The sequence below is a fragment of the Verrucomicrobiia bacterium genome, from assembly GCA_019634635.1.
GTDB lineage: Bacteria > Verrucomicrobiota > Verrucomicrobiia > Limisphaerales > UBA9464 > UBA9464.
In genome coordinates this window covers 22,939-44,097 of record JAHCBB010000002.1, presented here as the reverse complement: position 1 = coordinate 44,097, position 21,159 = coordinate 22,939, and the positions used below count along the sequence as shown (strand labels likewise).

The 21,159-nt window shown below is 67.1% G+C and carries 14 protein-coding genes; 7 read left to right on the top strand and 7 right to left on the bottom strand.

The genetic code is table 11. From position 1 onward, the window contains the following. Positions 1–6: 6 nt before the first annotated feature. Positions 7–2,967, bottom strand: a complete 2,961-nt coding sequence (locus KF791_01530) for a c-type cytochrome (protein ID MBX3731255.1) — start codon at positions 2,965–2,967, stop codon at positions 7–9. 179 nt (positions 2,968–3,146) lie between these two features. Between KF791_01530 and KF791_01525 the strand changes: the two genes are divergently transcribed. The 4 genes from KF791_01525 to KF791_01510 all read left to right on the top strand — a co-directional run bounded on the left by KF791_01525 (position 3,147) and on the right by KF791_01510 (position 10,749). Then, positions 3,147–4,250 carry an SMP-30/gluconolactonase/LRE family protein gene (locus KF791_01525; protein MBX3731254.1) on the top strand — a complete coding sequence of 368 codons (1,104 nt, stop codon included), beginning with the start codon at positions 3,147–3,149 and terminating at the stop codon, positions 4,248–4,250. 57 nt (positions 4,251–4,307) lie between these two features. After that, entirely contained in the window at positions 4,308–5,576 is a 1,269-nt protein-coding gene (larA, locus tag KF791_01520; GenBank protein ID MBX3731253.1) for a nickel-dependent lactate racemase, read from the top strand. A gap of 620 nt (positions 5,577–6,196) precedes the next feature. After that, the gene (locus KF791_01515; GenBank protein ID MBX3731252.1) at positions 6,197–9,346 is read left to right on the top strand and encodes a vitamin B12-dependent ribonucleotide reductase; all 3,150 of its coding nucleotides are present in this window, start codon (positions 6,197–6,199) and stop codon (positions 9,344–9,346) included. A 194-nt stretch (positions 9,347–9,540) separates the two neighbouring features. Continuing rightward, positions 9,541–10,749: a fuconate dehydratase gene (locus KF791_01510; GenBank protein ID MBX3731251.1), complete on the top strand. Its 1,209-nt coding sequence runs from the start codon at positions 9,541–9,543 to the stop codon at positions 10,747–10,749. A 109-nt stretch (positions 10,750–10,858) separates the two neighbouring features. On the opposite strand, the gene KF791_01505 is transcribed toward KF791_01510, so the two are convergent. Then, positions 10,859–12,082: a PD40 domain-containing protein gene (locus tag KF791_01505; GenBank protein MBX3731250.1), complete on the bottom strand. Its 1,224-nt coding sequence runs from the start codon at positions 12,080–12,082 to the stop codon at positions 10,859–10,861. Positions 12,083–12,165: 83 nt separating this feature from the next. After that, positions 12,166–13,785, bottom strand: coding sequence for an NPCBM/NEW2 domain-containing protein (locus KF791_01500; GenBank protein MBX3731249.1), 1,620 nt, complete (start codon positions 13,783–13,785; stop codon positions 12,166–12,168). 796 nt (positions 13,786–14,581) lie between these two features. Here KF791_01500 and KF791_01495 point away from each other — a divergent pair. Then, positions 14,582–15,103, top strand: a complete 522-nt coding sequence (locus KF791_01495; GenBank protein ID MBX3731248.1) for a hypothetical protein — start codon at positions 14,582–14,584, stop codon at positions 15,101–15,103. A 613-nt stretch (positions 15,104–15,716) separates the two neighbouring features. Here KF791_01495 and KF791_01490 read toward each other — a convergent pair. Further along, positions 15,717–16,661 (bottom strand): proline racemase family protein, encoded by a 945-nt coding sequence (locus KF791_01490; protein MBX3731247.1) that lies wholly within the window; start codon positions 16,659–16,661, stop codon positions 15,717–15,719. Between the two features lie 17 nt (positions 16,662–16,678). Beyond that, complete coding sequence (locus KF791_01485; GenBank protein MBX3731246.1) at positions 16,679–17,176, bottom strand: hypothetical protein; 498 nt, start codon at positions 17,174–17,176, stop codon at positions 16,679–16,681. 246 nt (positions 17,177–17,422) lie between these two features. On the opposite strand from KF791_01485, the gene KF791_01480 reads away from it, so the two are divergent. Together KF791_01480 and KF791_01475 are read left to right on the top strand one after the other, a co-directional pair. Beyond that, positions 17,423–18,718, top strand: coding sequence for a Gfo/Idh/MocA family oxidoreductase (locus KF791_01480; GenBank protein ID MBX3731245.1), 1,296 nt, complete (start codon positions 17,423–17,425; stop codon positions 18,716–18,718). Between the two features lie 10 nt (positions 18,719–18,728). Beyond that, a complete protein-coding gene (locus KF791_01475; GenBank protein MBX3731244.1) occupies positions 18,729–19,397 on the top strand; it encodes a hypothetical protein in 669 nt (222 codons plus the stop codon). On the opposite strand, the gene KF791_01470 is transcribed toward KF791_01475, so the two are convergent. Both KF791_01470 and KF791_01465 read right to left on the bottom strand, forming a co-directional pair. After that, positions 19,352–20,254 carry an ROK family protein gene (locus tag KF791_01470; GenBank protein MBX3731243.1) on the bottom strand — a complete coding sequence of 301 codons (903 nt, stop codon included), beginning with the start codon at positions 20,252–20,254 and terminating at the stop codon, positions 19,352–19,354. The genes KF791_01475 and KF791_01470 overlap by 46 nt on opposite strands. 22 nt (positions 20,255–20,276) lie before the next feature. Then, positions 20,277–21,152: an SDR family oxidoreductase gene (locus KF791_01465; GenBank protein MBX3731242.1), complete on the bottom strand. Its 876-nt coding sequence runs from the start codon at positions 21,150–21,152 to the stop codon at positions 20,277–20,279. Positions 21,153–21,159 lie beyond the last annotated feature (7 nt).

Sequence of the window (21,159 nt, the reverse complement as noted above, 5' to 3'; positions counted from 1 at the left end):
CGCCGGTCATTTCGCCCCGGACAGGTAGGCAATGAGATCGAGGACCTGGTCGCGTGTCAGGGTGTCGAGCAGGCCGGACGGCATGGGCGACCCGGGATCGTCCTTCCGGTCCCGGATCCGGGCACGCGCCAACTCGACCGGGGCCGCCCCCGCCTCCGGAGGCAGAAGGACCAGCGGATCGCCGTCCTGATCCACAATCCCGGTCACCGTGGAGCCGTCCTCCAGGGTCACGATCACCTGCCGGTATTTCTCGTCCACGGCCTTGGCCGGATTGAGGATGTGATCCAAAAGGTCCCGTGGGCCAAACCGTGACGCGACCGAGGTGAGGTCGGGCCCGGTGACCCCGCCCTCCCCGTTCATTTGATGGCACTGGATGCAGCCCGCCAACTCGAACGCCTTCCGTCCCTCCGCCGCCGACGAGGGCCTGCGCACCGCGTTGAAATCGAAGTCTTCAAGCTGCCATGCCTGCACCACCGGAGCGGCGGCGACCAGGGTGGCGGGTGGGCGCCGCGCGGCGGTCACAAGTTCTCCAAGCGCCAATCGCTCCGCCGAACTGAGCGAGTTCGTGAGGGTGCGCCTCAGGAAGGCCAGGGTGTTGTAGTAATCCCGGGCGCCGTGCTCCTGTTCCGCAGCCCGAAGGGCGCCGAAGTAGGCACGGCGGCGGTCGAGGTTCCAGCCATCACGAAACCCCCACAACCACATCAAATAATGCAGGCGGTCGTCGGAGTCCCCGGCCGACGTCAGCAGGGGCAGGGTTCGCTCCAGAGTCTCGCGGGCCCGCAAATGGGAAAGCAGACGGCTGAGATCCTGGTCCGATTCGCGGTCCCCCGCCGGATACTGGGGTGCCAGATGGCGCGCCGCGGCCGTCGCAGCCTCATCGCCCGGCCATCCGTGCCGCGCCAGCGTGGCAGCGTACACCCGGTACGCCGCCAACCGGTCCTCGCGCGACATCGTCGCCAGCGGCAGACGCTCGAGTCGCGCCAGGATCAGCGCCTGCGCCGCGCGATCCGCGAGCCGGGTCACCGCAATGAGCGCCTGCACCGCCACCGTGGCATTGGTCTCGGTCAGCGCTCGCTGCGACCATTCGTCGAACGGACGCCGCTCCAGCGCGCGACGGGCCGCATTCCGAATCCATGGATCCGGATCGCCCAGGCGGTTCCAGATTGTCGCCAGGTCCGGACCCGGCCCGGGCGTCCACGATTCGAGTTCCCGGCGCACGCGCCGCGCTTCCACTGCAGCGCCATCCGCCGCCCCTGCCGGTGGTCCCCCTGCAGGCAGCGGACCCGTCCAGGCAACGCGGTAAAGTCCGGAGCGCGTGCCGCGTCCTCCCGTGACGAAGTAAAGGGCGCCATCGGGCCCGAAGGTCAGGTCGGTCACGTTCAGCGGGCGTCCACCCAGGAACTCCTCCCACCGCCCCTCGTAGGTGGCACCAGCCGCCTTGAGGAACACCGCCAGGATGCGTCCGTAGGCCCAGTCGCCAACAAACAGGGCACTCTGATACGGCTCGGGAAACCGGCTCCCGGTGCCAAACGCGACTCCCGTCGGCGACCCCACCCCGATGTCCAAGGTGCCGGGCAGGGTATCCGGCGCCCAGGTCGGGATGTTCGCCGTGCCGCGCCGCCACCCATAGTCCCCCCCGGGCACGACATGCAGGATGCGCGTCGGCCGGTACCATGGGGCTCCGATGTCCCGTTCCATGTCCGCCTCATAGGTGAACAGCTCGCCGTCCTCGTTGAAGGCAACCGCCACCGGATTGCGCAGTCCGGTCGCGAACAGGCGGAAGAACGAGCCGTCCTTGTCGGTCTGGAGCACATGGCCCACCTGCACGAAGCGCGACAACTTCTGCGGTTGTTTGGGATCCAGCGCCGGCAGAAGGGTGTCGTTCGCCGCCTGCTGCACCGGCGAATCCGCCGACAGGGTCTTCGCCAACGCGACATCGTCGCCATGGACCAGGTAAATCAGTCCGTCGGGTCCCAGCCGGAGCTGGTTGCGCCCGTGGCCAATTCCCCCCTCGGTCGTCAGCAACAAGCGCTGCTCGTCGAACTGCCCGTCCCCGTTGGTATCCCGCAACCGGTAAAATCCCTTGCTGTTGTTGGCATTCACATACAGCGCGTCATGGGCGTAGAGCAGCCCGCGGCATTCCTTGAGCGAATTCTCGATGACCTCGACCCGGCGAACCGTGTCGCCGTCCAGGGTGAAGCGCAGCAGGCCCTGCTGCTCCCGGGCCACGGTGAGACGGCCCTGCGGATCAAAGGCCAGGGCGATCCACGAATCCTCACCCGTCTGGGCCGTGCGGAGAAGCGCGACCGAGAATCCCGGCGGCACGGACAGCGAGGCCGGGGCGGTCGCCTGATCGGTGCCCCGGGCCAGCATCCAACTGTTGTAGGCATCGGCGGTGACCGTGGCCGCAAAGCGGTTGCCCCAGCGCTCGAATCCGGCAGGCCCATGCGCATGGGCCGCCCTCCAGCCGGCGCCGGCGCTCCCGGGGGCCGACCATTCCGGCGTGGACGCCGTGGACGCCTGCCAGGAACCGTCCGTCACCACCCATTGCTGGCGTCCATCGGACCGCGCGAGTTCGAGCATCAGGCGCAGCACGGGAAGGCCGGCGGTCTGGGAGTTGGTGACCGCGACCGCAAGCAGGTTCGGCCCCGGCTGCAGGAGCCGGGTCACGTCCAGGGTGACGGCCTGGGTGATTCCGGATGCCGTGCCGACCGGCGAGCCATTCAAGTAGATGGCCGCCGCCTGATCCGCGCCGGCGATCAGGACCGCCTTGACGAGTCCCGGCTCCGCGGTGAAGGCGCGCCGAAAGTACGCCACGGCCCCGGTGCGCTGGGTCCCCGCCGAAATCCACTCCGCGGCCGTCGGGAGGGCATCCTCACTGACCACCGCCCGCAACCGATGCCCGGCAAATATGCCGGAGATCAGCCCGAGCAGGGCGAGGCCGCGAAGGCTCCAGGACCGGTTCACCCGGTGACCATGCCACCGTCCCCTGCGGCCTTCCAGACCTTCCCCGAATCGGGGCGGCGTCCCGGCAGCTCAAGCGAGCTGATGGACCCCGGCGACCGGCCCTCTCACGCCCAGGCCCGATCCCGGCATGCCGATCGTTGACCCCCGGGAAGCGCCCCGGGTACGGTCTCCAAAGTTCCATGAAACGCTCCAGCACTCCCAAGGCTCTGTTGCTGCTCGTGATCGCCGCCGCTCTCGTCCCGCACCTCGACGCGGCATCAGAGGCCACGGAGGCCCCCGCTGATCCCGGCAAAGGCAAGGCGTCGAAGCCGGCACCGATCGTCTACCCTGCACACGGTGCGATCGAGCGGCTGGACCCCGCCCTCGACGCATTGCTGGCCCCCGGGGCGCACATGGAACGGCTCGCCGACGGCTTCAACTGGTCCGAAGGCCCCGTCTGGTTGCGCAACGAAAAGGCGGTCGTCTTCTCCGACGTCCCGGAGAACCGGGTCTACCGGTGGTCCGAGCGCGACGGATTGAGCGTGTACCTCGAGCCGAGCGGCTACACCGGCAGTCTGATCCGGTTCCGGGAACAGGGATCCAACGGGCTCGCGACCGATCACAAGGGGCGTCTCGTCCTGTGCCAGCACGGTGACCGTCAGGTGGCCACCCTGGTGAAGAAGGAGGGGGTCATTGGCACGTTCGAACCGCTGGCAGACCGGTTCGGCCCCCGCCGGTTCAACTCGCCGAACGACCTCGTGTTCAATCGTTCCGGAGCCCTGTATTTCACGGATCCGCCCTACGGGCTTGAGGGCTTGAACGCCAGTCCGCTGAAGGAGCTGGCGTTCAATGGTGTGTATCTGCGCCGTCCCTCGGGTGAAATCGTGCTGATCACCCGGGACCTGACCTTTCCCAATGGCATCGCCCTCTCGCCGGACGAGAAGACGCTCTACGTCAATGTTTCGGATCCCGCCCGACCGGTGGTCATGGCGTATGAGGTGCAGAACGACGGCACCGTCACCAACGGGCGCGTGTTCTTCGACACGGCCCCGCTTGCCGCGGCAGGGGGCAAGGGTCTGCCGGACGGGCTCAAGGTGGACGTCCGCGGCAATCTGTGGGCCACCGGACCGGGGGGCGTGTTGATTCTCAGTCCGGAGGGCAGGCATCTCGGCACCCTGCAGACCGGTGAGGCCACCGGAAACTGCGCCTGGGGCGACGACGGGGGCACCCTGTACATCACCGCCGACATGTACCTGCTGCGGGTCCGGACACTCACCCAAGGCTATCGGGCGTGGTCCCGCTGACCGCTGGCCGCTGACCGGCCTGCGCCCACCGGACGGCCGGCAGCCCGGTCCCCTCCCATGAACATCCCGCTCGCCTACGGTCAGGGCCACCTGACGGTTGAGTTCCCCGAGGACCGGACCACGGTCATCGAGCCCTCCTTTCGCGCGGGCCTGCCCGATGAACGCGCCGCCGTCCGCGAGGCCCTGGAGCGCCCAATCGGAGCGCCGGCGCTGCGCGAGTGGCTGCATCCCGGGGCCCGGATCTGCATCCTGTTCACAGACATTACCCGGGCCACCCCCAATGACCGGTTGATTCCGTGGCTGCTCGCCAGCCTCGAGGCTGCGGGGGTGCAGCGGGAACAGATCACCCTGCTGAACCAGTTGGGGACGCACCGGCCAAACACCCGCGAGGAGCTGGAACGTATGCTCACCCCGGCTGTGGTGGACGGCTACCGCGTGATCAACCATGAGCCTGAGAACCACGCCGCCTGCGTGGAATTGGGCAGGACCCGAACCGGAACGCCCGCCTGGTTGAACCGCGAGGCGGTCTCGGCGGACCTGCGCATCGTCACGGGCTTCATTGAACCGCATTTCTTTGCCGGCTTCAGCGGCGGGCCGAAAGGGCTGATGCCCGGGGTCGCGCACGTCGAGACCGTGATGAGCAACCACGGGGCGCATCACATCGGCGACCCGCGGGCCACCTTCGGCGTCTGCGAGGGCAACCCGCTGTGGGAGGAACTGCGCGACATCGCCCTGAGGGCGGGACCCAGCTTCCTGCTCAATGTCACCCTGAACGAACAACGGGCGATCACCGGTGTGTTTGCCGGGGACCTGATCGAGGCGCACCGGGCGGGCCGGGAGTTCGTCCGCGCCTCCGCGATGCAAAAGGTCAAGGAACCCTTCGACGTCGTGGTCACCACCAATTCCGGCTACCCGCTCGACATGAATCTTTACCAGGGGGTGAAGGGCATGAGCGCCGCGGCCCGGATCGTCGCCGAAGGGGGTACCATCGTGCTGGCCGCCGAATGCCGCGAAGGCGTTCCGGCGAAAAGCCCGCTCGACCGCTTCCTCCGCGAAGCGCGCTCGCCCGAAGAGATCCTGACCCTGCTGGCGACTCCCGGGTTCGTCCGACCCGAGCAATGGCAGGCCCAGATCCAGGCGCTCATCCAGCGGCGCGCCCGAGTGCAGGTCCACTCACGAATTCCCGACGACATCCTGCGGGCAGCCCATCTTGAACCGTGTCCGGACATCGGAGCCACAGTGCGCCACGAACTCGACCGCCGCGGCCCCGACAGCCGGGTCGCCGTGCTGCCCCAAGGCCCCCTGACCATCCCCTACCTCGCCTGACCGGCCCGGAAGGATCCCACGGCGTCCCCAACGGGTTTGACGACCCGCGCAGCAATTCCGTAGGCTGACACCATGCTGACCGCAATCCTCATCTTCCTGTTCTGCTGCGTCCTCTGGGGCGTGTACATGTACCTCGTCAAGGAGCTGATCGAGGAGTCTGAGCGTCCGGACTGACCGGTGCCATCGCACCAAAAACGGTTCGCTTGATCCGCCGGGGCCCTCCCCGGCTTTTTTGTTGACCCGTTGGCCGAAAATTCCCTGGTCCATGGGGCCCGACGGGATGTGAACAACCGGTGACAACTTTGCCTCGGCCCGCCCCACAAAACCTCCACAGTGCCGAACTCATGATCGTCCATCCATCCGCTGGAACTCCTCAATTTCCAAGGGGTTGCCTTTCGAGCTTGAAAATCCGTAAGAATCGCCTTGCAACCGCAATCTGTGGGGTCAGTCTCGCTCGCCACCCACAACAGATTGGGTGGTGATCGCCTTGTCGGTCCTCCGTTTTTTGCCCAGTTTTTAGAGAATTCCGGCCCGTCGGGGTGCGGCACGACCACCAGAAGGTCCGCCGCCTCCCGGACGTGCTGAATCGAACGCCGACCACCCAAAACTCCGACCCTGCCATGATTGACGCCCAAGATGCCGTCGTGTCGCCTGCTCCCATGAAGCGTGCCCGTCGCGGAACCCCTCCACTGACTCCGCCCCGCCGGGCCGCGACGCGGTCCGCAGCGCGGTTGAAACTCACCCGGGTCTTCAGTGACTCCAAGGTGAATCCGTTTGACCAGGTCGAGTGGGAGCGCCGGACAGCCGAGATCACCGATGATTCGGGCAAGGCGGTGTTCAAGCAGGAGGGTGTCGAGGTGCCAAAATCCTGGTCACTGCTCGCGACCAAGGTGGTCTGCTCGAAATACTTTTACGGCGACCCCGCCAAATCCGAACGCGAACAGTCCGTCCGCCAACTCATCCACCGGGTCACCCGCACGATCGCCGACTGGGGGATCCAGGGGGGCTATTTCTCCAAGGCCGACGGCGAGGTCTTTTACGACGAACTCACCTGGCTCTGCCTGAACCAGCATGGCGCCTTCAATTCGCCGGTGTGGTTCAACGTCGGGCTGTACCATCAGTACGGCGTCGGCAAGCACAGCGATCGCGGCAACTGGTACTGGGATCCCAGGGCCCGCGAGGCCCGGCGGGCCGACACCCAGTATGAGTACCCTCAGGGGAGCGCCTGCTTCATCCAGTCCGTCCAGGACAACATGGAGAGCATCATGGAGCTCGCCTATTCCGAGGCCATGCTGTTCAAGTACGGATCCGGCACCGGCACCGACCTCACGCCCATCCGCTCCAGCAAGGAAAAGCTCAGCGGCGGCGGGCGTCCGAGCGGTCCCATGAGCTTCCTCAAGGTCTACGACCAGGTGGCCAATGTCGTGAAATCCGGGGGCAAGACCCGGCGGGCCGCCAAGATGAACACGATCCGCGACCTCCATGGCGACGTGGAGGAGTTCATCACCGCCAAGGCCCGGGAGGAGAAGAAGGCGTGGGCGCTCATCGAGCAGGGGTACGACGGCTCCTTCAACGGCGAGGCCTATGGCTCGGTGATGTACCAGAACGAGAACCTCTCGGTCCGGGTCTCCGACGAGTTCATGCAGGCGGCCCTCGACGGCCGCGAATGGTGGACCCGCTCGACCACCACCGGCGAGCCGCTGGAAAAGAAGGATGCCAGCCAACTTCTGGACCTCGTGGCCGAGGGCACCTGGGTCTGCGGCGACCCCGGGCTCCAGTACGACGGCGCCATCCAGAAGTGGCACACCTGCAAGGGCACGGAGCCGATCCACTCCACCAATCCGTGCTCCGAGTACGTGTTCCTCAACAACACCGCCTGCAACCTCGCCTCGCTGAACCTCATGAAGTTCAAGGCGGCGGACGGCACCTTTGATGTCGAGCGGTTCAAGGCCGCGGTCCGGATCTTCATCACCGCCCAAGAGATCCTGGTGGACAACGCCAGCTACCCGACCCGCCAGATTGCCGAAAACTCCCACATCTTCCGCACCCTCGGCCTGGGCTACGCCAATCTCGGTTCCCTGTGCATGAGCTACGGCCTCGCCTACGACTCCGATGAGGGCCGGGCCCTCGCCGGGGCGATCACGGCGATCATGACCGGGCACGCCTACGAGCAGAGTGCCGAGATCGCCAGGATCCTCGGGCCGTTTGCAGGCTATCGCGACTCCCGGTGCTCCGGCGTGAGCCGTCCCGTCCAGCCCGACAACGTGGCCAGCACCCTCGGGGTCATCCGGCAGCACCGCGACGCCGTGGAAGAGATCCAGCCCAGCCGCGATTTCGCGTTCCTCAAGGACGAGGCACGGCGGGTATGGGATACCGCCCTCGCGAAGGGCCGCGCGCACGGGTATCGCAACGCCCAGGTCACGGTGCTGGCGCCGACGGGCACGATCGCGTTCCTCATGGATTGCGACACCACCGGAGTGGAGCCCGACATCGCCCTGGTGAAGTACAAGCTGCTGGCAGGTGGCGGCATGCTGAAGATCGTCAACCGCACCGTGCCCGAGGCCCTGCGCCGGCTCGGATACACGGAGTCCGCGATCGCGGCGATCGAGCAGCACATCGCCAGCCATGACACCATCGAGGATGTCGTCGGGGACGACGGTGCCGTGATCGCCAGCGGCCTCAAGCCGGAGCATCTCACCATCTTTGACTGCGCCTTCAAGCCCCACAAGGGACACCGCAGCATCCATTACCGCGCGCACCTCAGCATGATGGCCGCGGCGCAGCCGTTCATCTCGGGCGCGATCTCGAAGACGGTCAACATGCCGGCCGACGCGACCGTTGCGGACATCCGCAATGCCTATGTGGATGCCTGGAAGCTGGGCCTCAAGTGCGTGGCCATCTATCGCGACGGCTCCAAGCGCAGCCAGCCGCTGAACACGAAGAAGACCAGCGAGGGCGGGGACAAGTCCGCGGTGGCGACAACGGCGGGTGTGACGACGCAGCCGGTGGAGTCCCGCGTGGCCGAGCTTGAGGCCGAGCTCTCCCGGTTGAACCAGCAGGCCGTCCAGCCCGCGCGCCGCCGCCTGCCCGACACCCGGATGGCCGTGAACCACAAGTTCTCCATCGCGGGCCACGAGGGCTACCTCACCGTCGGGCTCTTTGACGACCGTCAGCCGGGTGAACTGTTCGTCACCATGGCCAAGGAGGGCAGCACCATTGGCGGCCTCATGGACACCATCGGCGCGCTGACGTCCATGGCCCTGCAGTACGGGGTGCCCCTGGAGTCCCTGGTGAAGAAGTTTGCACACCAGCGGTTCGAACCCAGCGGGTTTACGGTCAATCCCGACATCCGGAACGCCTCCTCCATCATTGACTACGTTTTCCGCTGGATGGGGTGTCAGTTCATCCCGGGATATCGTGAGGCGACCTCCCCGGCCGCGGCGGCGCAGGCCGAGCTCCCCATGCCGGACCTGATTGAGGAGCTTAAAAAAAAAGTGAACCGGCCGGTGCCTGAGCTGCCGATTGCCGATGACAACGGCACCGAAATCCTGCTCAAAGCCGCTCCAACTCCCGCTCCAGTCACTCCGGTCACCCCGGTGCTCCCCGGGACGGTCCGACCGGTGTCGCCATTACTCACCGCCCGCACCATGACCAGCACGTTCCAGAATCAGGGCGATGCTCCTTCCTGTCCGGTCTGCGGCCACATCGCCGTCCGCAATGGCGCCTGCTTCAAGTGCCTGAACTGCGGCGAGAGCCTGGGATGCTCCTGAGTCCGGCTTCGAGACCCGGGATTCCGCCCGGGCAAGGCGTTTCGCACGACCCCCCAGCCTCCGGAATCTCCGGGGAAGGCTGGAACTGCGGACCCGGTTGATCCCACGATCCGGGGGTGCCGCTTCGCATCACCGGGTTGACCATCGAGGACATCCGCTTCCCCACTTCGCGGGAGCGGGATGGTTCGGATGCCATGAACCCGGATCCGGACTACTCGTCGGCCTACGTGGTCCTGCACACCGACGGGCCGCTCGAAGGCCACGGATCCGCGTTTACCATCGGCCGGGGCAACGAGATCGTGTGCGCGGCGATTCGTGCCCATGAACCCCTGGTGGTGGGGCGGACGCTCGACGAGTTCATTGAGAACCCCGGGAGTTTTTGGCGGCACCTGAACGGCGACTCGCAGCTCCGATGGATCGGCCCCGACAAGGGCGCGATCCACCTGGGGCTGGCCGCGGTCGTGAATGCGCTCTGGGACCTGTGGGCAAAGTCGGCCGCCAAGCCCCTGTGGCGGTTGCTGGCGGATCTCACCCCGGAAGCGTTCGTCCGGTGTGTGGACTTCCGTTATCTCACCGACGTCCTGACCCCGGAAGCCGCCGTGGACCTGCTCGCCCGGGCGGCGCCCGGCAAGGCGGACCGCGTCGCCCGGCTCATTGCCGAGGGGCACCCGGCATACACCACCAGCGCCGGATGGCTTGGATATCCCGATGACAAGATCCGCCGGCTCTGCCGGGAGGCCATCGCCGATGGCTGGAATCACTTGAAGGTGAAGGTGGGCCGGGATCTGGAGGACGACCGGCGTCGGTTGACCATCATCCGCGAGGAAATCGGATGGGAGCGGCAGTTGATGGTGGATGCGAACCAGGTTTGGGAGGTCCCGCAGGCCATCGCCTGGATGCGTGAGCTCGCGCCGTTTCGTCCGCTGTGGATCGAAGAACCCACCTCCCCCGACGACGTCCTTGGCCATGCCGCCATTGCCCGGGCCCTCGAACCGCTCGGCATCGGGGTGGCCACCGGCGAACACGGGATGAACCGGGTGTTGTTCAAGCAGCTGATGCAGTCGCGGGCCATCCGGTACTGCCAGTTGGATGCCTGCCGCGTCGGGGGCGTGAATGAAAACCTGGCGATCCTCCTGCTGGCGGCTCATTTTGGAGTTCCAGTTTGCCCGCACGCTGGTGGGGTCGGCCTGTGCGAATTCGTGCAACACCTCGCCATGGCGGACTACGTCGCCGTGGGCGCCTCTTGGGACGGCCGCCTGTGCGAATACGTGGATCACCTGCACGAGCACTTCGTGGATCCCTGCCGGATCCAGGGCGGTCGCTACCAGGCGCCGGCGGTTCCAGGATTCAGCACGGAAATGTTGGCCTCCAGTCGCGCGGCCCACCGGTATCCGGGCCGGTGACCATTCCTGTTGGGAAGTCCACCACCGTATTCCGCGGCAGGGCTGACGCACCGCCGGATCGTTCCCGCTGCAGCGACCGCTGAGCGCCCTTCCGGGGGAATCGGCAGCTTCACGATGGCTCCGGCATCCAACGGGGATGCTCGGCCCCCCCGCCCTCAAGGCCGCGAGTCAACAGACGCTCGTTCCCACCGTTGGAGTCCATCACCCAGAGGGCCGGAAGGCCGCCCGTGCCGGCACGACAGAAGGCAATCATGCTCCCGTCGGGCGATTCCACCGCGCGAAAGTCCCAAGCCAGGGACCCGCCCTGCGTCAACCGGGTCCCGCGACCGTTGGTTGGATCCAACCGGCAAATCTCGACGCCACCGCAGGCGAGTTCCGGCTTGTAGTCGCGGTTGAAATGATCGGTGTCGGGACGCCCGGCCTGGTACTCCCAGGCGACACGCGAGCCGGGAAGCCTTCGCGGAAAGAGGATCTGCCCGTCCCGGGTCCAGCCCACAAGATTCGATCCACCCCCACGTTCCTGCGGATTCCCGTAGGTGGCTGCAAACCACATCGCCTGACCCGGGGTCAGGACGCGCTGTTCCGCGCCGTCCGGGCGCGCGAGGACCACATCGCACCAGTCATGTCCCGGATCGCCCCGGAAGTGGCAGTCGGAAAACGCCAGCCATTCCCCGTTCGGCGACCACGCCGGGCCGAAGTACAAATGATCCGGATGCGCCGCCACCAGCGTGCGGTCGGAACCCGCCGTGTTGCTCGTCCAGATCTGGTAGCCGGTCGGACTGGCAAGGTGATACGCCACGCGCCGTCCATCCGGACTCAGGCTCAAGCCGTACGGCAGCCCTTCGCCCAGCCGCGTAAACTCCCGGGCGTCGCTGCCGTCCAGGTTCATGCTGAGGATCTGCCCGCCTGCATCCTGGACCACCTGCACCAGCAGGCGCTGGTCGGAGAGCAGCAGGGCCGGGGTGTAAAACACGGCCAGCCGGTCCATCGTGACGATCTCCATCAGCGTCTCCCGGTCCGGATCGTACAGCCAGATGTGCGTCGGAGTCTGGTGGTAGTACTCGGAAAACGGCCGGCCCGGACCGTCGCGCCGGGCCTCCATGCTCAACACCAGGAGACGCCGGCCATCCGACAGGAACGGCCCCGGTTGCCAGGTGACCTGGTCAGGTGCCTGGAAACTGAGGACACGCTCCCCGGTGCCGTCAGCCTGAATTACGACGGTGCGACCCCGCGAGGTGAACATCAGGCGCCCGGGAGGCTTCGCGGAGGCGCGTTGCAGCTCGGGAACACGGCATGCCGACAGCCCGGCGCCCGCAGCGATGACGGGACCCATCACCAGAAACCGCCGCCGGCTCCAGACGTCCGCAGAGTGGTCCACGCCCGGAGTGCCGCAACGGGACGAAGGGTTGCCGGCGTTCATCGCGGACCCGGTGACCCCACGAAGCCGGCGTGAACCCAGTCGGCAAAATCCTCGCGGTTGCCATCGCCGGCATCCGTGGCCACGAGGCGAAGGGTTTGCGTGCCCTCCGGAATCGCGACGTCAAAGCGCCACGCCGGGGACTGGATGCGCATCACGGGGCTTGCGGCCACTTCGCGCCCATCGAGGAACACTTTGAAGACCACGCTGGGAAAACGGGCGAGGTTTGAGCCATTCCCCAAACCGATCAGGTACTCATCCACACCGGCGAGCGCGACGAACCGGCGGTACTCCGGCCGGACCGCGTAGGTCAGGGCACATGGAGCGTGGACACCCAAGCCGCGATCGTAAACCTGGCGATTGATCCTGAGCTCCTGCCCCACGTTGGACCGGTCCTTCTGCGGCGGCCGGGTGGTGCCGGAGTAACGAACCTCGCCACCGTACGTGTGGCCAAATCCGGTACTGCGGACCGGTTCGAGGTCCGCCAGGTGGACATCCGGCAGGGGCGGTAACGGTCCCAGCCTGGCGAAAAAGGCCTCCGACTCCAGACCAGCGGCGCGATGTCCTTGAAACGCGGTCGCTCGAATCCGAGTGGTGCGGGTCAGGGTGAATGGCCCCTGGTAAACGGGGGACGTCGGGCCCGGAGACGTGCCATCCAGGGTGTAGCGAATCACCGGGTCCGGCTGCAGCGGCGCAGTCAGCGTGACAGTCACGGGATGTTCGAAAACATGTGGCCGCATCCGGGTGCCCCATGGCGCGATGCGCACCGGGTCCACGACCCACCCGCCGTCCCACCGTCCCAGCCGCACCAGTTCGTCCTGGAGGCTGATCGTCGGCGCCAGGTGCCGCTCGAAGTGCTGCACGACCTGGTCGGTGTTCAGGTCGGGTGTGAACCCACGGGCAGGATCGTAACCCGGGTGCGCATCCGTCATGTCGCGGGCCAGGACGCACTGCAGTCCGGCGGACTTCATCGCCCGCAACCCCATCGGCTTTCCGAGGAGGCAGACCTGCGTGTGGAACCCGACATAGATCAAATGCGTCAGGCCCCGCATCCGGCAGATGGCGAAGACCTCGGCCTGGGTGTCCGGCATCCAATCGTCGTCTCCCACGCGGAGGTCGGGGTGCATGGCGTCCCAGCCATAGTTGCCGCCGCAGCGTTCGCGGTCGCAGGCGCAGCCCCCGGCATCCGGCACGGGTGGACAGGTGACCTCCTGGACGACCGGCACCTCCACCAGCGGCAGAGCCAGAACGGCCTCGCGCTGGGGAAAGCCTGCATAGTTGTCCACCACGTCGCTCGGACAGAGCATCACGGTCATTCCGAGATCGCGCGCGGCATCCAGAGCCCGGTTCATCCGCGGGACGAAGGCGTCCACACGCATGGTGGCGGTCTTGCACCAGTGAAAATTCCAGACATCCACCGCGATGATTCCCACGCGTCGTGGATCCACCCGCTCGGGGGTGTGCCGGAGTTCCCCGGTTTCGGGGTCCCGGGTCTGGAGCGTCAGTTCCATCTCCGCCGCCGTCGCTGCGCCAACCGCCACGGGAATCAGGAGCCAGCGGGCCAGCAGGTTGAGGACGCGGGAGGCGAACCAGGCGGAGGCACCGGAGCGGCGGATCATGGGCCGAATTCTAACGAAGGTGGGTTCCGACAGGACAGGACCGTTTCCTGCCGGAACCCATGGGGTCGCACCTAAACTTTTGATATCTTTACGCCAGACTGGCCCAGTTGGCTCATGGCCATGGCGCCGCGGGCTGTTGTGGCCGCCGGGTGGTCTCTTGTGCCGGCCCGCGGCACCTGACGAGAGCATTGTTTCGTGTCCTTTCGGCAAACGTGCGGAACGGGGTCCCGCAGGGTCGGGCAGCCTGAGCGGCGATGACAACGCCCACGTCGTCCTTCCCGACGGACCTGCGGGCCCTGAAGCAATCACTGGCAGACTGACGCCGGTCCGCGGCCGGCCGGCCGACCGCAGCTTCCGGCCGGCGTCTGGGATGCCGCCGCCGTCCGGGCCCGCCGGCATCGGGTTTCGCCGATGGCCCGCACGCCGGGATTGAGCTCTCCGAAAGCCCCGACAGTGGATGCGGCAGCCGCCGGCAGAGCTTCCCGCCGCTCCCGAACGACCCGCTTCGCTGAGTTCAGTGGAGTCCACCCACAGTCCCTTCGCCCAAACCGGTCGGCTTTGTCGAGCTTCGGGACGGCCGTTTTTGCTTTTTGGATGGTTGGCATGCAGCGACTTGCTAGCCTTGTGGCGTGGAACGGATCGTGAACAAAGCCCGGGGATTTGCTGCTGCGGACGCATGGGATATCCGCCAGCACGTGGCACTCTCATCCCAGGAGCGCCAACGCGCCGCCCGTGAACTCAAGGCGAGGGTCCATGGCCCTTCCAAACCGGACGTGCGAGCATGCCACCGCAGAAAATAGACCCGGACCACTTTTCGGCGGACACCCGGTTGTTCATCGCCCTGCTTCACCGTCACGAAGTCCGGTACGTTATCGTGGGCGGCGAAGCCGTCATCTTCCATGGGTATGCGCGTTACACTGGCGACGTGGACTTCCTTTACGACCGCTCCGAGCCCAACGTGAAGGCGCTCTACGCCGCCCTCACCGAGTTTTGGGACGGTGACATTCCGGGAATCAACGCTCCCGACGAACTGCTCGACAATGCGATCGCGGTCCAATTCGGCCGCCCCCCCAACCGGATTGATCTCCTCGGTTCCATTGACGGCGTCGGATTTCATGAGGCATGGGGCGAGCGGGTGAGCGCGGAGATGGCGGTCGAACCCGGAGCGAAGCCTGTGCCGGTCTTCTTTCTCGGCCTCGGACTCCTTCTCAAGAACAAGGCTGCAACCGCGCGCGCGAAGGACTTGGATGATTTGCGATACCTGCGTCATTCGGCCGGGGGCCGCAGCTCCTCAGACGAGGCGGCAGACGGTCCTTGAGATCTCCCGCCTCTCCATCGCCTGCCTCCGGCCCCGCTTCCCTCCGCACAGCGCCAAAGCGGCTTCCGAGCTGAGCGGCGCCGCGCCATTCCTGTGCCTTGTACGCAGAGCAGGAGCAACGACTGGGCGGGGGCGGAGGAGTGCTGTGGAACGAGAGAGATGGGTACGCCGATATCGCCAGAGGAGGAGGCAATGGGGTCGCACCCGAACAATGGCGGACTGCCGCCGGTCTGAGGCCGGCCGGCCGCGGCTTCCGGCCGGGGGCTGGGACACCACCGTCCTGGGCCACCGGCTTCGGGCTTCGCCGGTGGCCCGAACGCCGGATCTGGCTGATCCGCCCAGCGGATGGATGTCCCGTCGCACCGGGTTCTTCGGTGCGCGGGATGGACCCCGATTCCTGCACACCGAGTTCGGATTTGGGATGGTTGGCATCGCATTGCTGATCGCCGACGACAAACATCACGCTGGGGCGCGTGAAGTCCGGGCGCAATTGGGACCGCCGGCCCTGCAAGAATTCGTGCATGGTGGCGCCATCAACGTGGCGTTCAGCGTTGAAGACGAGGTGGAGCGGTTGCTGCTCGTGAACGGCATCAACCGATGGGCGCCATGTGCCTCAGGGAATGCCCCAGCAAAAGGGATCGGACTCGTGGAGCAGGAGGGTGGCTTCGGCGGTGACGTGTGCGCTGCCGGTGAGCGTGGGCCGGATGAGGCCCGCCCCGCGGTCAAGCCATTCGAAGCGTCCAGTGAACGTGGTGCCCAGGATCCCCTCCTGGACCCACACATCGCCCTCGGCAAGCCGGCCCTCCGCCGCCAGACAGGCCATCTTGGCGCTGGTGCCGGTGCCGCATGGTGATCGGTCGTAGGCGCCGCCCGGACACAACACAAAATTCCTGGAGCACCCCCCGGGGGTCCGCGGGGCGCCGAACAGCTCAACATGGTCCACCTCGGGAAACCCTTCCGCATTCACGGCGTGCCGGATGCGCCGGGCGCGATCGGTGAGCGCCGCGACGTTGCCCCGCTCGAGGGGTTCCACCGGTTCGTGGACCAGGAAGAACCAGTTGCCGCCCCAGGCCACGTCACCGGTCACGGTCCCGATGCCCGGCACGCTCACGGCGACAGCGCGGGCCTTGCGCTGCGAGGGAACACTGCTGATGGATACGGAGCCGTCGTCGTGTCCGGTGGCCGTGACCGTCCCGACGGCGGTCTCGAAGCGATGAAGTCCCGGGGGCAGCCGGCCGAGGTGCCGGAGCGTGGCGACCAGCCCGATCAAACCGTGGCCGCACATTCCAAGCACACCGACATTGTTGAAGAACACGACCCCCGCGATGCAGGACGCGTCTGACGGTGGCACCAACAGGGCGCCAACCAGGACGTCCGAACCCCGCGGCTCCCCGATCACCGCATTTCGGAACTGGTCATGGCGGGTGCGAAACACCTCCCGCCGGGCCTCCAGGGTGCCTCCCCCCAGGTCGGGCCCCCCGGTAAGGATCACCCGGGTGGGTTCCCCGCAGGTGTGCGAGTCCACGACCTCAACGCAACGGCAGAAGGGCGCAGGCATCGGGTCCGTCGGGGAGATCAGCGGGATTCCGACTTCGACCCCGCGGCGCCGGCGCCCGGTTCCTTGAGTCCGGAAAAATTCCCATGCTCACAGCAGGCCACAAACGTTTCGGTGACGGACTTCAGCTCCTCCCATCGCCCCCGGATCTTGAGGGCCTCGGAGGCATCCACGCGGTTGTCACCCGCCGCGGCGGCAATGACCGCCAGGAGATCGGCAAACTCCTGCACAATCTCGTTGGTGGCCGGGACGAGAAAGTCGGGATGCGATCGTTGCGCCTTGGGATTCTTGATGAAGAACCCCCCAAAACGCTGGCAGAGCCAGTGGATGATCCGTGGGTCGCGCGACGACTGCATGAGCTGATCCACCCGCTCGATGGGATTCCCCGCACCGGACGCCTCGGATTCCGGACGTTCGGTCCACTTGTACACCAGGGAGAGCGAGATCCCCAGATCGTGGGCGACTTGCTTGGCGCTGGTGCTTTTCAACACCTCGCGCAACAGCTCATGGGACTGCATGACCTGCGGATTTACCCGGATTGATTCCGTGTGCAAGCCTTCGGTCCGCGGCGGGTCCGCGGGTTGTGGCCCCAGGGGTTGCCGATTTCGGGTCGGCGGTGTCCTCGTTCAGCCGGCCCCGGAGGAGCGGCACCCACGCCATCTGCGGTTCCAGGAGGCGGGCCGGCAAGCGATGGGCCCCGGTTCGGCGTCCGGGGCCCATCCCGCGCTCTTGCAGCAAACCTTCCGGCGCGGCCAGACTCGGGCGTGCGCACCTCCTCCCGCCGTCAGTTCCTCCAGCAGGCCGCCGCAGGATCCGGTTTCGCGTTGCTCGGAGGCTGTGCATCCGATTCCCGCGCCGCGCGCCGCCGGGTTTCGCCGAACGAGAAGCTGAATGTGGGCGTCATTGGAGTGGCGGGCCGGGGTGGTGAGAACCTGGCGGGCGTGTCGGGCCAGAACATTGTCGCCCTCGCGGACGTGAGCGAAGCCAGCCTCGCCGCGGCAGGCGCCAAGTTTCCGCAGGCCCGGAGACATGCCGATTGGCGCCGCCTGCTGGAGCAGGCCGATGTGGACGCCGTGGTCGTGAGCACGCCGGACCACACGCACGCGGTGATCGCAATGGCCACACTCGACAGCGGGCGTCCGCTCTACCTCGAGAAGCCGGTGACCCACACCATTTCGGAGCTCCGGACGCTGGCGGCCAAAGTTCGGCGGACGGGTCTCGTCACCCAGACGGGCAACCAGATCCACTCGAGCGGGAACTATCGGCGCGTCGTCGAACTGATCCGGTCCGGCGCCATTGGCCCGGTGCATGAAGTGCATCACTGGGCCGGTACCGTTTGGGAGACCAAGCCCTGGCCTCCCCCGGAACCGGTGCCGGCCGGGCTGGACTACGACCTCTGGGTCGGACCGGTCACCTGGGTGCCGTACAGCCCGGAATGGGTCCCCTTCAACTGGCGCCGCTGGTGGCACTGGGGGGGTGGCACGCTGACCGACTTTTGCTGCCATCACATGGATTTGAGCGTTTGGGCGCTCGACCTCGGGCTGCCGCTGGTGGTTGAGGCGTCGGGGCCGCCTCCGGATGCGCACTGCGCGCCACCGATGCTCCGGGTGCGCTACGAGTTTGCCGCACGCGGCAAGCAACCGCCCGTTGTGATGCATTGGTACAGCGGCGCGGCCCGACCGCAGGTCCCGGGCACGCCCGACCTGACCGCGTGGGGCGGCGGGACGCTCTTCGTGGGACGCGACGGCATGCTCCTCGCGGATTACGGGCGGCGGATCCTGCTGCCGGAGGACCGCTTCAAGGACTTTCCAGCACCGCCGCAAACCATTCCCGATTCCATCGGCCACCACGAAGAGTGGATCGAGGCCTGCAAGGGGGTGGGGACCACCGGTTCTCCGCTGACGTACGGGGCGCTCCTGACGGAAATTGGATCCCTTGGCAATGTCGCGTTCCGCACCGGACGCCGCATCCAGTGGGATGCCGCCAGCATGCGAGCCCGGGGCGTGCCCGCCGCTGAACAGTACATCTACCATCATTATCGGTCAGGCTGGTCGCTTTGACTCCGGAGCCATGAGATTCCTCGGGCTCGAGCCGGATGCGGTGGTGGCGCGCAGCGCCGGGGCAACGGTCAACGCAACACAGGCGTCGGCCGCCAGGTCCACACTGCTTGGCGCCTTGGGATTCGGTGTCGCGAGCCTTTTGGTGTTTGGGAGTTGGGCGGTCGCCGGGCCGGCACTGTACCGGATGGGCGGTGAGGCCGGGGCCTATCTGGTTTGGGCAGCCGCCTTCATCCTGCTGTCCGGCGCCGGGCTGTCCGGACTCGTGGTGGGCCACGGCAACCGGATGCGGTTCCTGGCGGCGTTTGCGATCGCCTTTTCCGCCTATGCGGCGGTGTGGATGGCCGGTTGGTTTGCGCTGCGCAACCGGACCGGAGAAGTGGCCGGCGCCGTGGGAGGAACTGCGGCGTTCGCGCTGGTGCTTTGTCGGACATTCGGGACGGCACGGGCGTGGCCGGACGTCGCCCTCCACCTCTTTATCGGCAACACCGTTGGCTATTTCACCGGAAGCGCCGCGTACGATTCCCTGGGAGGGACTGCCGGGAAACTGGCATGGGGCGCCCTGTACGGAATCGGGTTCGGCGCCGGGATCGGTGCCAGCCTGCACCGGGTGCAGGAGGGGGTGCGACTACGGCTTCAGGCACGCTCGGAACCCGGGCCCGCCGCCCAGGCGGCCCCATAAGCGCCCGCCCACTCGCCCAGAGTGGCCACCGCCAGGCGCATCCCGCGTCCCCCCGGACGCCACTCCCACTCCCGAAGCCATGCTGCCAGCGGTTCCATGAGGTGATGCCGGCTGCGCGCCACGCCGCCTCCGATGAGGACCACCTCGGGATCCAGCACATTGCCGATGGACACCACCGCAGCCGCCAGAGCCCGGACGGATCGGTCCCAGACCTCAATGGCAAGCGGATCCCCGGCCTGAACCGCCCGCACGAGTTCATGCGTGGTTCCAAAGCGGCCGCCGGAACGCTTCGCGATATTGTGGTTGCCGATGGCGTCTTCGAGACTGCCCGGGGTGCCGCAGATATCGGGCGAGCCGTCGGGGTCAAGCGACATGTGCCCGAGGTGTCCCGCCTTGCCGGAATGGCCCCTCAGGATCCGTCCGTCCACCAAAGCCGCGCCGCCCACTCCGGTCCCCAGGGTGATCAGCACGACATCGCGGGCACCGCGCGCCGCGCCGCACCAGACCTCGCCCAGCAGGGCAGCCTGGGCATCGTTCACCACGGGAACCGCGTCAGACCGCCCAAGATACTCCCCCCACACCAACCCTTCCAAGCCATCAAAACGCCCGGGCATCACCGCGATGCACCGGCGGTTCGTGGCGGCAATCCCGGGGGCGGACACCCCGACCGCTGCAGCAGATCCCAGCGTGCCCGTCGCGCGCGCTTGTGCCGTGCGAACGGCGGTCGCGAAGGCCATCGGCGACGCCAGATCGAAGGTCTCCTGCCACTGATCCAGCGTCTGCCCGGCCGGGGTCACCGCGACGGCCTTCACACTGGTGCCACCCAGATCGAGCCCGAGGAGGTACGCGGGAGTCATCGGAGGAGGTTCGCGGCCGGGTTTAATCCGGTCCTACCAACGAAGGATTTGGCGCGGCAGCATCCATGCCGCTGCCGTCGGAAACACCCCAGCCGCCATCCACCGCAAGGACCTGTCCGGTGACAAACCGGCTCTCATCCGAAAGCAGCCAGATCACCGCGCCGTCCAGGTCGGATGCCTCTCCGATGCGACCGCCGTCGAGGGGTTGCTTGTGACGGATGAAGCGCAGGATGCCTTCGTCGGCCTGGGCGCGTTGCGACATCAAGGTCGCGACCAGGGCGGGTGCGACCACATTGAAGCGAATGTCCTCCGCCGCATACTGTGCCGCCGCCGCACGGGTCAACCCGATGATGGCGGCCTTGGCTGCGGCGTAGGCGTGGGTCGCGAAGAAGCGGGGCGACGGGGAGAATCCCAGCACGGAACTGCAGTTGACCACACTGCCTCCGGAGCCCTGCTCACGAAAGGCCAGCACTGCGGCCCGGTTGGAGTAGAACACCGAGGTCAGGTTGAGGCGCAGGGTGTCGTCCCAGCCACCATCGCTGATCTCATGCAGCGGGCCGTCCCCGTAGCGGCGCCCGCTGCCTCCGGCCACGTGGTACAGCGCATCCAGCCGGCCCCAGGACTCCCGGGCAAGCCTCACGGCCTCCGTCGCGACCGAGGGATCCGTGGCGTCACCGACCAGGATCCGCACCGCCGGACCCGATGCAGCCAGCGACGCACTTCGGTCGGGGTTGCGTCCGACGGCCAGAACCCTGGCGCCCTCGCGAAGGCAGGCGAGGACCGCGGAGCGGCCCAGGCCGCCGGTGCCGCCCACCACCACCACGACCCTGCCCTCCAGACGTCCGTCCACGGGCACAGCCTCCCGCAGACGCCGCCCCCGATTCAAGCCGCGCGGCATGCGGCCG